Source organism: Thalassobacter sp. (assembly GCF_982993085.1).
Genome location: NZ_CEZFMW010000023.1, coordinates 19,996 through 33,520 on the forward strand (window position 1 = coordinate 19,996; position 13,525 = coordinate 33,520).

Annotated in this window: 14 protein-coding genes; 9 read left to right on the top strand and 5 right to left on the bottom strand. The window is 58.4% G+C overall.

Annotated elements, in window-relative coordinates; all coding sequences use genetic code 11:
• Positions 1–5 precede the first annotated feature (5 nt).
• From puhC to AC4GMC_RS05730, 6 genes are all read left to right on the top strand, one after another.
• A complete protein-coding gene (gene puhC / locus AC4GMC_RS05705; protein ID WP_487878944.1) occupies positions 6–479 on the top strand; it encodes a photosynthetic complex assembly protein PuhC in 474 nt (157 codons plus the stop codon).
• Positions 480–483: 4 nt separating this feature from the next.
• Positions 484–780, top strand: a complete 297-nt coding sequence (locus AC4GMC_RS05710; protein WP_487877374.1) for a hypothetical protein — start codon at positions 484–486, stop codon at positions 778–780.
• Entirely contained in the window at positions 777–1,901 is a 1,125-nt protein-coding gene (gene acsF / locus AC4GMC_RS05715; RefSeq protein WP_487877373.1) for a magnesium-protoporphyrin IX monomethyl ester (oxidative) cyclase, read from the top strand. Before AC4GMC_RS05710 ends, acsF begins: the two co-directional genes overlap by 4 nt.
• Entirely contained in the window at positions 1,901–2,701 is an 801-nt protein-coding gene (gene puhE, locus AC4GMC_RS05720) for a putative photosynthetic complex assembly protein PuhE (RefSeq protein WP_487877372.1), read from the top strand. The genes acsF and puhE overlap by 1 nt, the downstream gene beginning before the upstream one ends.
• Entirely contained in the window at positions 2,691–3,902 is a 1,212-nt protein-coding gene (gene hemA, locus AC4GMC_RS05725) for a 5-aminolevulinate synthase (RefSeq protein WP_487877371.1), read from the top strand. The genes puhE and hemA overlap by 11 nt, the downstream gene beginning before the upstream one ends.
• Positions 3,903–3,990: 88 nt before the next feature.
• A complete protein-coding gene (locus AC4GMC_RS05730; RefSeq protein WP_487877370.1) occupies positions 3,991–4,446 on the top strand; it encodes a c-type cytochrome in 456 nt (151 codons plus the stop codon).
• 28 nt (positions 4,447–4,474) lie between these two features.
• Here AC4GMC_RS05730 and bchO read toward each other — a convergent pair whose 3' ends face one another.
• The 4 genes from bchO to crtA are packed head-to-tail and all read right to left on the bottom strand — an operon-like array spanning position 4,475 to position 8,770.
• Positions 4,475–5,359 (bottom strand): alpha/beta fold hydrolase BchO, encoded by an 885-nt coding sequence (gene bchO, locus AC4GMC_RS05735; RefSeq protein ID WP_487877369.1) that lies wholly within the window; start codon positions 5,357–5,359, stop codon positions 4,475–4,477.
• Entirely contained in the window at positions 5,356–7,059 is a 1,704-nt protein-coding gene (locus AC4GMC_RS05740) for a magnesium chelatase subunit D (RefSeq protein WP_487877368.1), read from the bottom strand. Before AC4GMC_RS05740 ends, bchO begins: the two co-directional genes overlap by 4 nt.
• A complete protein-coding gene (gene bchI / locus AC4GMC_RS05745; protein ID WP_487877367.1) occupies positions 7,056–8,060 on the bottom strand; it encodes a magnesium chelatase ATPase subunit I in 1,005 nt (334 codons plus the stop codon). Before bchI ends, AC4GMC_RS05740 begins: the two co-directional genes overlap by 4 nt.
• The gene (crtA, locus tag AC4GMC_RS05750) at positions 8,057–8,770 is read right to left on the bottom strand and encodes a spheroidene monooxygenase (protein ID WP_487880339.1); all 714 of its coding nucleotides are present in this window, start codon (positions 8,768–8,770) and stop codon (positions 8,057–8,059) included. Before crtA ends, bchI begins: the two co-directional genes overlap by 4 nt.
• Positions 8,771–8,902: 132 nt before the next feature.
• On the opposite strand from crtA, the gene AC4GMC_RS05755 reads away from it, so the two are divergent.
• The 3 genes from AC4GMC_RS05755 to tspO are packed head-to-tail and all read left to right on the top strand — an operon-like array spanning position 8,903 to position 11,969.
• Entirely contained in the window at positions 8,903–10,477 is a 1,575-nt protein-coding gene (locus tag AC4GMC_RS05755; RefSeq protein WP_487878625.1) for a phytoene desaturase, read from the top strand.
• A complete protein-coding gene (gene crtB, locus AC4GMC_RS05760) occupies positions 10,474–11,499 on the top strand; it encodes a 15-cis-phytoene synthase (protein WP_487879369.1) in 1,026 nt (341 codons plus the stop codon). The genes AC4GMC_RS05755 and crtB overlap by 4 nt, the downstream gene beginning before the upstream one ends.
• Positions 11,500–11,504: 5 nt before the next feature.
• Positions 11,505–11,969, top strand: a complete 465-nt coding sequence (tspO, locus tag AC4GMC_RS05765) for a tryptophan-rich sensory protein TspO (protein ID WP_487876938.1) — start codon at positions 11,505–11,507, stop codon at positions 11,967–11,969.
• 60 nt (positions 11,970–12,029) lie between these two features.
• Here tspO and infB read toward each other — a convergent pair.
• Positions 12,030–13,525 (bottom strand): translation initiation factor IF-2 (infB, locus tag AC4GMC_RS05770; RefSeq protein WP_488089481.1); only part of this gene is annotated, 1,496 nt, incomplete at its 5' end.

A 13,525-nucleotide genomic window follows, 5' to 3' on the forward strand; every position in this document is an offset into this window, starting at 1 on the left:
TCAGAATGACCCCCGAACAGAAACTCGTAGAGCGTGACAAGGAGATGATCCCTGTTTTGCTGCTGCGTGCGCTGCTGGTCCTTGTGATCTGTGCGCTCATCATCGTGGCTTATGCCCGCCTGACTGATCGACCGCTTGAAGCGATGCCAATGATGGAAGGCTCCGATGTGGGCGTCATCAAGGAACGCGTGTTGTTTATCAGCGCGGATGGCATGTCTGGTGCGGCTCGCGTGCTGGATGCAAACGGATCGTTGATTGCGGACCTCGATGAAACCCAAGGCGGCTTTGTGGCGGGTGTGTACCGCGTGCTCAAGCGGACCCGGACGCAGGCAGGGCTTAGCCCTGATTTGCCCGTTCGCCTTGTTCTGTTCGAAAATGGCCAACTGTCCCTGCGGGACGATCACACGGCATGGCGTGCCGAGTTGATTGGATTTGGCGCAACCAATGCGGCCACGTTCGCCGCGATGTTGGAGGAGTAGACCCATGGGATTTTTTACACGCACCACCGAGACGGCGCCTTGTACGGTTGAAATCAGCCACAAGTTCGAAAGCCTCCATGCGCACGTAAAGTTCAACAACGGCGCGGTCATCTTTCCAGGCGATGAGGTCCAAGTCCAAGGCCCCGAAATCATGGCGCCCTATGGCGAAATCGTTTCTGAGGACCGGATCGCAACCATCACTCGTGCGTCAGGTCTTGAGCGTCTTTGGACGCGGATGACCGGCGATCTGGAGTTCATGGAACTCTGCGAGTTTTCCTTCTCTGAGGAGGCAATGCAATGAATGTTCATAACACACACTCCGCCGACGCAAGCACCGTCGAAGAGGCCCTAGCTGCCGACAACCACAACGTCGTCGACAGCGAAGGTGCGACCGCACTGGCGATGCAAAACACCCTGCTGACCCCGCGGTTCTACACCACCGATTTCGAAGAGCTGGACGCCATCAACGTAGAGCCGGTCCGCGAAGATTGGGATCATCTGATCGCCCAAATGAAGGCAGACCCCAACAAAGGGCATTTCAAGAAAAATGCCGATTGGGACACCGTCGATTGGGACGGGATGGAGCCAACGCTTAAGCGTGAATTCATCGATTTTCTCATCTCTAGCTGTACCGCTGAATTCTCTGGCTGTGTTCTTTACAAAGAGATGAAGCGTCGGGGCTCCAACAAGGACGTCACCGAACTGTTTCAGCTGATGGCTCGGGATGAAGCCCGGCACGCCGGTTTCATTAACGATGCCCTGCGCGAAGCGGGCATTGCTGTGAACCTTGGGTTCTTGACTCAGAAAAAGAAGTACACCTACTTCCGGCCCAAGTTCATCTACTATGCGACGTATCTGTCGGAAAAGATCGGCTACGCGCGCTACATCACCATCTTCCGTCACCTCGAAAAGCACCCCGAAAAGCGGTTCCACCCGATTTTCAAATGGTTTGAAGAATGGTGCAATGATGAGTTTTCTCATGGTGAGGCGTTTGCCTTGCTGATGAAAACCGACCCCAAACTGACAGAAACGTGGCAAAACAAGCTATGGATTAAGTTCTTTTTGACGGCTGTGTTTGGGACCATGTACGTGCGCGATCACCAGCGCCCTGCATTTCACGATGCGCTTGGCGTGGATGTGGATTGGTACGGCCAAGAGGTGTTCCGCAAGACCTCTGACCTCAGCGCACAGATCTTTCCGATGATGCTGGATATCGATCATCCCATGTGGCTTCCAACGCTTAAGCGGCTGCAAAAAGCGAACGCTGACTTGGCCGTGGCCGAAAAGAAAACCGGCCTCGCTCGCGTGTTGGGCAAAGCGTCCGGCACCACGCGTGCCGCCGCAGCGTTTGTGACGCTGTTCATGATCCCGGTTGTGAAAAGCACCCCACCTGAAAACGTACGGATGGAGCCCAGCTACTGATGCTCGAAAACGTCTGGATCGCAGCCCTTGTGGCCATTTTCGCCTGGTGGTTCGCCACCGGTGTGATCCTGCTCGTTGTGCGTCGTGCTGATAATTCCGACGGCCATCTGTGGGCCACAATCGGCAACGTGCCCCTGCTGATCCTTGGGGGCACCGGCGCGTGGATTACGTTCACAGATACCTCGTTGTTTGGTGTCTATGGTGCGTTTTTCTCGGCGCTGGCGATTTGGGGCTGGATTGAATTGGCGTTTTTGACGGGCGTGATTGCGGGGCCAAACCGCTATCCACTGCGCGCCGGCGTCCCCGAGTGGGAGCGGTTCATCCGCGCTTGGGGCACCGTCGCGTACCACGAGGTCGCCCTTGTGATGGCGCTGATGGCTTTGTCGCTCTTTGCCTTCGGTATGCCCAATAAATTCGCGTTTTGGACCTTTGCCATCCTGTATGTCGCCCGGATCAGCGCCAAGCTGAACCTGTATTTGGGCGTGCGAAAAGTGAACACAGAGTTCATCCCCAAACCACTGGTCCATGTGCCCAGCCACTTTCGGGAATCCCGGATCAACTGGCTGTTCCCGACCTCTGTCACAGGTCTCAGTTTTGCTGTTGCCTGTTTCATGGAACGCATCGCCGATGCGCCCACTCCCGCGGCCGCAATCGGCTTTACCCTATTGGCTGTTATGACTGCGCTGGCGCTCCTGGAGCATTGGTTCATGGTCGTGCGGCTGCCTGACGAAAAACTCTGGCGGTGGATGCTGCCCAAAGAACAAGACACGACATCTGGAGGACCCGAAAATGCCCTTTGACACCCTGTTTCAAGCCCAACTCGATAAACTCAAAGAAGAGGGCAATTATCGCATTTTCGCCGAGCTAGAGCGCAAGTGCGGGTCCTTTCCCACGGTTCAAAACCATGGTGAAGGTGCGGATGATGTGACGGTCTGGTGTTCCAATGATTATCTGGGCATGGGCCAACACCCCAACGTAGTCGATGCGATGGTCGAGGCCGTTAAGGCGCACGGCACGGGTGCGGGCGGCACGCGTAACATCGGCGGCACCGCGCGCCACCACGTCGCGCTAGAGGCCGAGCTGGCCGATCTGCACGGCAAAGAAGCGGCGCTGTTGTTCACTTCGGGCTACGTGTCCAACTGGGCTGCGCTCAGCACTTTGGGGTCCCGTTTGCCGAATGCGGTGATCCTCTCAGACGCGCTAAACCACGCCTCTATGATTGAGGGCATCCGCCACGCCAAATGTGACCGCGTGATCTGGAAACACAACGACCCCGAAGACCTGGACCGCAAGCTGGCCGCGTTGCCCGCGAATGCCACCAAGATCGTCGCGTTCGAGAGTGTCTATTCAATGGACGGCGATATCGCCCCCATCGAAGAAATCCTTGATGTCTGCGAAAAGCACGGCGCGATGTCTTATATCGATGAGGTCCACGCAGTGGGCATGTACGGGCCACGCGGCGGCGGTGTCGCTGAGGAACGCGGCCTGATGGACCGTATCACCTTGATCGAAGGCACTTTGGGCAAGGCATTCGGATGCGTCGGCGGCTATGTCACCGGTTCCGTCGCGATGGTCGATTTCCTGCGCAGCTTTGCGTCGGGCTTTATTTTCACCACGGCGCTGCCCCCTGCAGTTGCAGCCGCCGCCACAGCGTCCATTGCGCACCTCAAGCAAAGTGCCGCCGAGCGTGATGCCCAAAAACGTCAGGTCGCCAAGTTGCGGGCTAAGCTGGATGCCGCCGGTATCCCGCACATCGACAACCCAAGCCATATCATCCCCGTGATGATCAAGGATCCGGTTAAGTGCCGCCAACTCAGTGATATTTTGATGGATCAGTACGGGATTTATGTCCAACCCATCAATTATCCGACGGTTCCAAAGGGCACGGAGCGTCTTCGCTTTACCCCTGGGCCACTGCACACGGATGCCGATATTGATAAACTCGTCGCCGCGTTAAAGCAGTTGTGGCAGCAATGCGCTATCGCTCACGCCGTCGCGTGATTGTGATATGTGAAGTTTTTTGTGGAACCTTGAGGCCTTGCCTCTAATTCCTCTATCAAGTGCGATATCCACTAAGGGAGTAATCCAAATGAAAAAACTTGCAATCCTTGCTGCTGGCATGATGGCCGTACCCGCCTTTTTTGCAGGCGCAGCCATGGCAGATGGCCACGCTGCTACCGGCGACGCCGCAGCGGGCGAAAAGGCATTTCGCCAATGCGTATCCTGCCACGTCGTGGTGAACGACGCAGGCGAAACGCTGGCGGGCCGCAAAGCCAAGACCGGCCCGAACCTGTACAACATTGCTGGCGCTACAATGGGCTCCGTTGATGGGTTCCGTTATTCCAAGCTGCTTGAGGCCGGTGCCGAGCAAGGCGTCGTGTACACCGAAGAGTTCTTTGTGAAGTACGTGATGGACCCGACTGGCGCGTCCCAAGAAGCAACAGGCGAAAGCGGCCGGGGCAAGATGTCCTTCAAGGTGCGCAAAGCGGAAGATGCTGTGAACTTGTACGCCTATCTCGCAAGCCTCTCGGCTGGCGATTCCTAAGGCACTAGGACACGTAGTATTGGGGCAGTCAGGCGGGCGCTTGGCTGCCCTTTTTGTTATCCGCAAGAAAGTTGAGGATACGGTCCGCCACGGTTTCGGGGTCTTCTTCGTGCAGCAGGTGCCCGCGATTGGCATATGTTATGTGCGTGGCAATCGGGATGCGCGCGGCTGCTGCCTCTGACACGCTGGGCGGCACCGCGCCGTCGTTTTCACCCGTCAAAAGCAGGGTAGGACAAGGCACTTTGGGCAGGTCCCTCAGCAACCGTTCAAGCCGCCACTGCGCCATCATCGACAGCGTGCCCTCGACGTGGGATCGGTCCGATATTAGCGCGTGGTAAAGCCGGATGCCTTCGGCGTCGACCTCGCTTCCGGTGGATTGCAGCAGCTTGCGAACGCGGGCCTCATTTCCCGCTGTGACCGAAAATATCATGCCCGTGAGCGGATTGAGCGATAGCATTTTAGCCATCATCGGAAACAGCCATCCGGCCATCCCATCGAACATTTCAAACGCGCCGTTGATCGCAACCAGCGCGTCAGGCGGTGTGTGCATATCCAGCGCCATTCGGGTGGCCACGGCTGCTCCAGCAGAATGACCGACAACCACCTTGGGCCGCACGCCGATATGGCGCAAAAGGGCGCGCATATCTTCTGCAATGCCATCAAGTGAGGCCCGGCTGCGCGCACCGGACGTGGTGAAGCCATGCCCGGGCAAGTCAACGGCCAGCACCCGATGAGAGGCCGCAAGCAGGGGCATCAATGCACGGAATGACTGTGTGGATGCCCCCGCGCCATGCAGCAGTAATATGGGGGAACCTTCGCCCATGTCTTGGACATGCCAGCGATGTGGGCGCACGTTATGAAACGACGAATACGCCGCATGCGGCCACGACGCCTGATGCTTGAGCCAGTTCATGCGTCCAGCGCGACAGACACAGCCGTAGACAAACGCTGCGCATCGGCGCGGGGCAGGGGCAGGTAAGTCGCACCCATCGTGCAGGCCAAATCCTTAAGGCCGGGCTGTGGGCGATTGCCCATATCAATGACCAGTGCGGGGATATCTCGGCTGCGGATGACGCGGCCCAATGTTTGGGCGTCTTCGGCGGCTTGCGGTCTGTTAGCGGCTCCGTCGAGGGCGACATTGGCGCGTCCGTCGGTGATGACCGCGATGGATGGCGTCATGCCACGGCCCTTGGACTGTTCTGCTAGTTCCATCGCCGCCCGCAATCCTGCCGCAAGCGGGGTGCCGCCGCCACCGGGAAGCGCGCCGAGGCGACGTTTGGTTTGAACCAGCGAACGGGTCGGCGGCAAAAGCACTTCTGCCGCTTCGCCCCGGAATGAGATCAGCGCGACCTGATCGCGGCGAGCATAGGCCTCTGCGAGCAGAAGTTCGATTGCGCCCTTGGCTTCGGCCAAACGGGTCATCGCGGCAGAGCCTGAGGCATCAACGGCAAAGATCAAAAGCCGGTCAGATTTTTCCTCAAACTGGCGAATTCGGATGTCATCAGGCCGGATGTGCAGGCCAATGCGATCCGGCTGCTGTTTGGCGCGCACGGGCTGCCAAGGTGCAGCGGCGCGCAAGGTCGCGACCATGTCGATCCGCTGCTCTCCGTCCAATGTGCCGGGACGGGAGGGTAAGGGCCGACCTCGCCGATTGCCGCGTTTCGCAGCCCCTGTGCCGCCAGCGGAAACGGTGCGTCTTGGCGCCTTGGAGGCCGCGAGTTGCGCGAGCAGATCGGTTGGTAAAATAGCCTTCACAGCCTCAAGCAAGATGTCCTCGGGGATGGGCATATCCAACTCTGACTGATCCTCAGTACTATCCTCTGGGTCTGTGGTTGCATCTGGCTTCGGCTGCTCTGGTTCTGCTTCGGGTTCCGCGGTTTCCGATTGGGGCAGGATTGTCGCACGGGGGGCTAAAACCAGTTCCGCCGCAAGGGTCAGGTCCTCTTCGTCCACATGTGTTTCGCCCATCAATGCCGCAGATGCTCGGGCCAGCCGCAAAGCCAAAAGCGGCGCGCGCAGGGACGTAATGCCAAGCCGCGCGGATAGCCGGGTCAATGTATCCAGCGCCTCAGGCATGACCTGCACATTGGGCAGTAACGCGCGCGCCTGAGTGATGGCTTCAAAATCTGTCTCTAATACAGGGCAATCGCCCACGGCCAAGGCGTCCAGATCAAGGTGTATCGCGACCCGATCCGCAAGCGACGGTGCCAATCGTTCATCGGGTTCGGCGCCTTCGTCCATCGCAATCAGGGCATGTCCGCTTTGTGCATCTAGTGCCAAAGCAAGCCGCGCCGATAGGCCTGCTGTCGCCCGCTCGGCCATCGGGAGTAGCATGGCCGTGGGCGCACCCAGAATGCCATTGGACCGGACCAACTTGCCGGACGACAGGGTGGCGCCTAGATCAACGCCGCCAAACAGTTGCTCATCAGAGATATTGGGGTGCAACCGCCGCAGCCCCATGGGGGGAAGCCCTGCAAGAATGCCCGCAATCAGCCGATCACGGACAGGACCTGACCGCGCGCGCACCCAAATCCCGCCCAACCCCGCAGGGTCAACGGAAAAACAGGCCACCGCGAGGGCCGCCCGCGACCAGATATCGTTGGCGTCGCTCACGCGAGGACTTCTTCGACCACGCGCGTCACACGGGTGGTTGAGCCCGCTTCGTCCAGCGGATCACGGCGCAAGCGGTGGCGCAGTGCAGAGGCCGCGATAGACCGCAGATGGTGACGTGTCACAGCATCCGCGCCTTCAAACGCCGCAAGCGCGCGGGCGGTCCGGAGCAGGGTCAATTCGCCCCGCAGTCCATCGCTGCCGAGGGTGACACACAGCTCGGCACAGTCGCGTAAAACGGCGTCGTCGGTTTTCATGGTCTTGAGTGTTTCACGCGCCACAAGGATACGTGCACGCAGGGCGCTGTCCTCAGCATCCCAATGCTGCATGAATGCGGTATGGTCGTTCTCGAATGCATCGCGGCGGCGGATCACCTCGACCCGCAGATCGATGTCGTTGGGAGAGGCTACCTCAACTGACAAACCGAACCGATCCAGCAGCTGTGGGCGCAGTTCGCCTTCCTCCGGGTTGCCCGAGCCGACCAACACAAAGCGCGCTGGGTGGCGGATAGAAAGGCCTTCACGCTCAACTACGTTTTCGCCGGACTGTGCGACGTCCAGCAAGAGATCGACGATGTGGTCCTCTAGAAGGTTGACCTCATCAATATAAAGGTAGCCGCGGTTTGCGCGGGCCAGCAGGCCGGGTTCAAACGCTTTTTCCCCACGTGTCAGCGCGCGCTCAATGTCGAGGGCACCAACCACGCGGTCCTCGGTTGCGCCAAGCGGCAGGTCGATGACGGGGGTGGGTTTAGATACGATGGCGCGGTCTTCGACCTGGGCCCAGTCAGGGATTTCTGCCTCAGACGCGGCGTTCACGGGGCAGCCCGCAACCGCGTCGATCGATGGCAACAGGGCCGCCAGCGCGCGCACAGCCGTTGATTTGCCCGTGCCCCTGTCGCCAAAAACCAAGACACCACCAATACCGGGGTCAATCGCCGTCAGGACCATGGCCTGTTTCATTTCGTCTTGGCCGACGATCGCGGAGAATGGAAAAACACGTGTCATGCTGCGTCCTCAAAATGCGGGAGAGGCGTATGCCCTTCCCATGTGCCCTCGGCATCCAGAACATGGAAGCGGGCGTATAGTTCTTCGGAAAACCATCCCTCATTGCGGACGGCCTTAATGGCCTCGGAGTGGGGGCCGCCCCGGCGGGCGAAGTTGGCCATTGCGTCTGTGTCGGGCCAGATCGAAAAGGTGATCTGGTGCAGGAGAGGCACTTCGCCAATCCCGATTTTGAATAGTACGTTCGGATCAGAGCCGATGACTGTGCTGATGTCAGGCACCCGGCCCCAGAACCGCGTAGCAACCGATGGCTTGACCGTCGCCCGCGTCAAGGCGGCGATAGGGCCAGTGGCGGTGTCTGGCGCGGATGTCGCGCGGAACGGTTGCTGGTTGCTCCAACTGCCGCGGGTGGCTGTGGGGCTAAGATAGAGCGTAAACGCTTCGTCCGCGTGTTTGCGGTAGTTTTGGAATACTGAGGCCGTTTGGCCTGCGCGCGCACTGCCCATGTTATCCCATGTGGAGAGAATGGCGTAGACGGCTGTGTTGGGAATTGGCGTAAAGCCTTCGCCCGTGCCTGAGCCGCATAGCTTCCAAAATCCGATCCCCGGAACTTTGGGCATGCTGAACCGCGCGGCACCCATCTGTGCAAACGCCCAAAGACGCTGCGAGATGGGTCCGAAACGGAAAAAGTTGAGCGTAACGGTCTGAATCACGACTCTCCTTCGCCTTAGTGTAAACTTAGTGTGACACATGTTTTGTCAAATATGAAGGTATTATATATTTTGAGAGAGACAAGTTAGCCCGCAATATGTAAAGTAAACTAGACATATAGAGTGACAAATAAAATGACCGTAGTCGATTCCCGTATTCAAGCTGACCCAAATGCCGCTGGCCGCCCTCATGCTATTGTGGTCGGCGCTGGGCTTGGTGGGCTGGCCGCAGGTATGCGTTTGGGCGCCAAGGGATACCGCGTAACGGTTATTGATCGGCTGGATATCGTTGGTGGTCGGGGGTCCTCAATCACGTCAAATGGGCACCGTTTTGATCTTGGGCCGACGATTGTCACGGTACCTCAGGTGTACAGGGATCTGTGGGCGGCCTGCGGGCGCGATTTCGACAAAGATGTCGATCTGCGCCCCATGGACCCCTTTTATGAGATTCGGTTTCCCGACGGCGAAACATTCACTGCACGTCAAAGCACCGAAGCGATGGAGGCCGAAGTAGCGCGCCTTTCGCCCAAAGATGTGCCCGGCTACCGCAGGTTCCTTAAGGATGCCGCGCGGCGCTATGTTGTCGGGTTTGAGGGAATGGTCGCGAAGCCGATGCATAAGGCATGGGATACGATCAAGGTTTTGCCGACGTTTGGCCTGCTGCGGGCAGATCAATCCATCCTGAAGCTCGCGCAAAAGCGGGTCAAAGATGAACGTTTACGTATGGCGTTGTCATTTCACCCGCTGTTCATTGGTGGCGACCCGGCGCATGTGACGTCGATGTATGCGCTCGTGAGCCATCTCGAAAAAGAGTACGGCGTACATTACGCGATGGGCGGTGTGCAGGCGATGGCAACCGCAATGGCCAATGTCATTCGCGACCAAGGTGGCCGCGTTCGGTTGGGTGAAGAGGTCGATGAAATCCTCATCAAGAATGGCCGCGCTGCTGGCGTGCGACTGTCGGATGGTGCAAGCGAAGCGGCCGAGATCGTCGTGTCAAACGCTGATGCGGGGTTCACCTACACACGGCTTTTGCGCAATCACAAACGCAGACGTTGGACGGATCGCAAGGTGCGCTCGCGGCGTTGGTCTATGGGATTGTTTGTTTGGTATTTTGGCACGTCGGGCACCAGTGACATGTGGAAAGACGTGGGTCACCACACCATTCTAAGCGGTCCGCGCTATGAAGGGCTGCTCAACGATATCTTTATCAAGAACAAGCTCGCCGATGACATGAGCCTCTATGTTCACCGTCCCTCGGTCACTGATCCAAGTGTAGCCCCTGAGGGTGGCGATACGTTCTACGCCTTGTCCCCGGTTCCGCACTTGGGTGGCAAAGATCCGGTGGACTGGACGCAAATGGCGGAAACCTACCGTCAAAAGGTCCAGGATGTGTTGGAGGAAAAGATGTTGCCGGGATTGTGGAAACACCTCTCTGCGAGTGCCGTTTTCACGCCCAACGAATTCCGGGATCGGTATTTGTCGCCCTTTGGGGCCGGCTTTTCGATTGAGCCGCGTATTCTGCAAAGCGCTTGGTTCCGGCCTCATAACGTAAGCGAAGAGGTGCCAGGCCTGTTCCTTGTGGGGGCGGGTACGCATCCCGGTGCTGGCCTGCCGGGAGTTGTGTCTTCGGCCGAGGTGCTGGGTAAGCTGGTGCCCGCTGTGCCACCGATGCACATCACCGAAGATATGCGTGAAGCTGCCGAATGAACCCCGCTGATCTAGAACATTGCCGCGAAGCCATTCGCACCGGGTCGCGCAGCTTTTGGGCGGCATCAAAACTATTACCTTCGGACATTCGGGACCCGGCGCTGGCGCTGTATGCGTTTTGCCGTTTGGCAGACGATGCTGTGGACGAGGTTGAGGACAAAGCACCTGCGGTTCTGCGCCTGCGCGATCGGTTGGAGCGCGCCTATGCGGGGCGGCCCTTTGATGCGCCGGCAGACCGGGCCTTTACCGCGATGATCGAAGAGTTCGAGATGCCACGCGCCCTGCCCGAAGCCTTGTTGGAAGGCCTCGCTTGGGACGGGATGGAGCAGCGATATCAAACGTTGTCTGACGTGCGGAGCTATTCGGCCCGTGTCGCAAGTGCCGTGGGCGCGATGATGTGCGTGTTGATGCGCGTGCGTGACCCCGATGCGTTGGCGCGGGCCTGTGATCTGGGCGTTGCGATGCAGCTTACCAACATTGCCCGCGATGTGGGCGAAGATGCCCGCGCGCGCCGGATCTATCTGCCGCTGGATTGGCTGGATGAAGCGCAGATTGACGTTGAGGCTTTCTTTGCTAACCCCACACCAACGCCCGAGGTTCGGCGCATGGTCAAGAAGCTCTTGGCAGAAGCGCATCGGTTATACATTCGGTCCGAGCCGGGTATCGCGAAGCTACCGGTTAAAGCACGCGTGGGGATATTTGCGGCGCGTAACATATATGACGGCATCGGCCGCGAAATCCGGCGTGCAAAGTTCGATAGCATCACCAAGCGCGCGCATACGAGTGGCCGGCAAAAGATCGGCTGGATCGGTCAGTCTATGCTTCAGGCCGGATTGACGAGCGTGATGCCCTATTCCTCGGTCGTTTATGCCCGGCCGTTGGATGAGGTTGCGTTTCTGGTTAACGCTGCCGCGCACCCACGGGCTGCGGTCGGTTGGGGCGAGTCTGTGCTGACGGTTTTGGCGCAATTGGAGGCGCGTGATCGGGGGTTATTGGAACCCGGAGAAATGCGCCCTAGTTAAGGGTCATGGATTGGACCCTTTTCGCCATATTTTTCGGAGCTTGTTGCGCAGCCGCAGCCACTGGAAGCATGTTTGCGCCCGGTGCATGGTACCGCGGGCTAGATAAACCGACGTGGACACCGCCTGATTGGCTCTTCCCTGTGGCATGGACGGTTCTCTATATTTCAATCGCATTTGCGGCGGCGCGCGTGGCACCGATGGAAGGCTCTGCGTATGTCATGGCTTTCTGGGCGCTTCAAATCGCGCTCAACACGCTGTGGACGCCGGTTTTCTTTGGATTGCAACGATTGGGCGCAGGCCTTGTGATCATTGGTTTGCTCTGGCTGTCAGTGCTTGGGTTGTTGGCGATGCTTTGGCCGATGGACACGCTCGCGTTTTGGATCACGTCGCCCTATTTGGTATGGGTTTCAGTCGCTGCGGCGTTGAACTTGAGCATCTGGCTGCGCAACCGCACCGTTCAAATCGCTTGATCCAATAGAAAAGGGCCTTCCGAAGAAGGCCCTTTGTTTCATTCTTCATCGGTGCCCAGCTTAGAGCGCGCGTTCGACTTCTTCGCGCTCGAAGATTTCGATCACGTCGCCGGGGCGGATATCATCGTAGTTTTCAAATGCCATACCGCATTCTTGACCAGACTGAACCTCTTTGACTTCATCCTTGAAGCGCTTGAGTGTCTTGAGCGTACCCTCGTGGATCACCACGTTGTCGCGCAGAAGGCGAACACCGGCGGAACGACGAGCCACACCTTCGGTGATAAGACACCCAGCCACTTTGCCGACGCCGGAAACCTTGAAGACTTCTTTGATCTGCGAGTAGCCGATGAAAGTTTCTTTAATCTCTGCGGACAGTAGGCCCGATGCGGCGGCTTTTACGTCGTCGACCAGATCGTAGATCACCGAGTAGTAACGGATCTCAACGCCCTTTTGGTTGGCCGAGTTCCGTGCAGGCGCATTGGCCCGAACGTTAAAGCCAATCACAGGTGCGCCGGAAGCTTCGGCCAAACCGATATCTGATTCCGTGATCGCGCCAACACCGGAGTGGAGAACACGGACGCGGACTTCATCGTTACCGATTTTTTCCATGGCTTGGATGATGGCTTCGGCAGAACCCTGCACGTCGGCTTTTACCAAGATGGGAAGCTCGGACACGTTTTGGTCGTCTTTTGCCTTAGCAAGAAGCTGATCAAGGGTTGTCGCGGCACCAGCGGCGGCGCGTTTGTCCTTGGCAGCTTTTTCGCGGTATTCGGCGATTTCGCGTGCTTGGCCTTCGGTATCGACAACGTTCAGAACATCGCCAGCTTCGGGTGTGCCATTCAGGCCTAGAACCTCAACGGGCACGGATGGCCCGGCCTCATCAACGCGTTGACCTTTGTCATCCACCAGTGCGCGAACTTTACCCCATTGCTCACCAACGACAAAGATGTCGCCTTTGCGCAGGGTTCCGTTTTGCACGAGGACAGTCGCGACGGGACCACGGCCTACGTCAAGCTGTGCTTCGATCACGGCGCCTTGGGCGGCACGTTGTGGGTTGGCTTTCAGCTCAAGGATTTCAGCTTGAAGCGCGATGGCTTCCAGCAGTTGATCCAGACCTTGGCCGGTATGCGCCGAGACTTCTACGTCTTGGACTTCACCGGACATCGCTTCAACCACGACCTCATGTTGCAGCAATTCCGTGCGAACACGCTGTGCGTCGGCTGCGGGACGGTCCATTTTGTTGATCGCAACGATCATGGGCACGCCAGCTGCTTTGGAGTGGTTGATGGCCTCAATCGTTTGGGGCATCACGCTGTCGTCAGCGGCAACCACCAAGACCACAATATCCGTGACCTGCGCACCACGTGCACGCATGGACGTAAACGCCGCGTGACCAGGGGTGTCGAGGAAGCTCAGTACGGTGCCACCTTCGGTTTTCACCTGATAGGCGCCGATGTGCTGGGTGATCCCGCCAGCTTCGCCAGCAACAACCTTTGCATCACGGATCGCATCCAGAAGGGATGTTTTACCGTGGTCAACGTGGCCCATGATGGTGA

Excerpts from the sequence above, each read along its gene's own strand:
- puhC (WP_487878944.1), top strand. The coding sequence starts at position 6 with ATGACCCCCGAACAGAAACTCGTAGAGCGTGACAAGGAGATGATCCCT.
- AC4GMC_RS05710 (WP_487877374.1), top strand. The coding sequence starts at position 484 with ATGGGATTTTTTACACGCACCACCGAGACGGCGCCTTGTACGGTTGAA.
- acsF (WP_487877373.1), top strand. The coding sequence starts at position 777 with ATGAATGTTCATAACACACACTCCGCCGACGCAAGCACCGTCGAAGAG.
- puhE (WP_487877372.1), top strand. The coding sequence starts at position 1,901 with ATGCTCGAAAACGTCTGGATCGCAGCCCTTGTGGCCATTTTCGCCTGG.
- hemA (WP_487877371.1), top strand. The coding sequence starts at position 2,691 with ATGCCCTTTGACACCCTGTTTCAAGCCCAACTCGATAAACTCAAAGAA.
- AC4GMC_RS05730 (WP_487877370.1), top strand. The coding sequence starts at position 3,991 with ATGAAAAAACTTGCAATCCTTGCTGCTGGCATGATGGCCGTACCCGCC.
- bchO (WP_487877369.1), bottom strand. The coding sequence starts at position 5,359 with ATGAACTGGCTCAAGCATCAGGCGTCGTGGCCGCATGCGGCGTATTCG.
- bchI (WP_487877367.1), bottom strand. The coding sequence starts at position 8,060 with ATGACACGTGTTTTTCCATTCTCCGCGATCGTCGGCCAAGACGAAATG.
- AC4GMC_RS05755 (WP_487878625.1), top strand. The coding sequence starts at position 8,903 with ATGACCGTAGTCGATTCCCGTATTCAAGCTGACCCAAATGCCGCTGGC.
- crtB (WP_487879369.1), top strand. The coding sequence starts at position 10,474 with ATGAACCCCGCTGATCTAGAACATTGCCGCGAAGCCATTCGCACCGGG.
- tspO (WP_487876938.1), top strand. The coding sequence starts at position 11,505 with ATGGATTGGACCCTTTTCGCCATATTTTTCGGAGCTTGTTGCGCAGCC.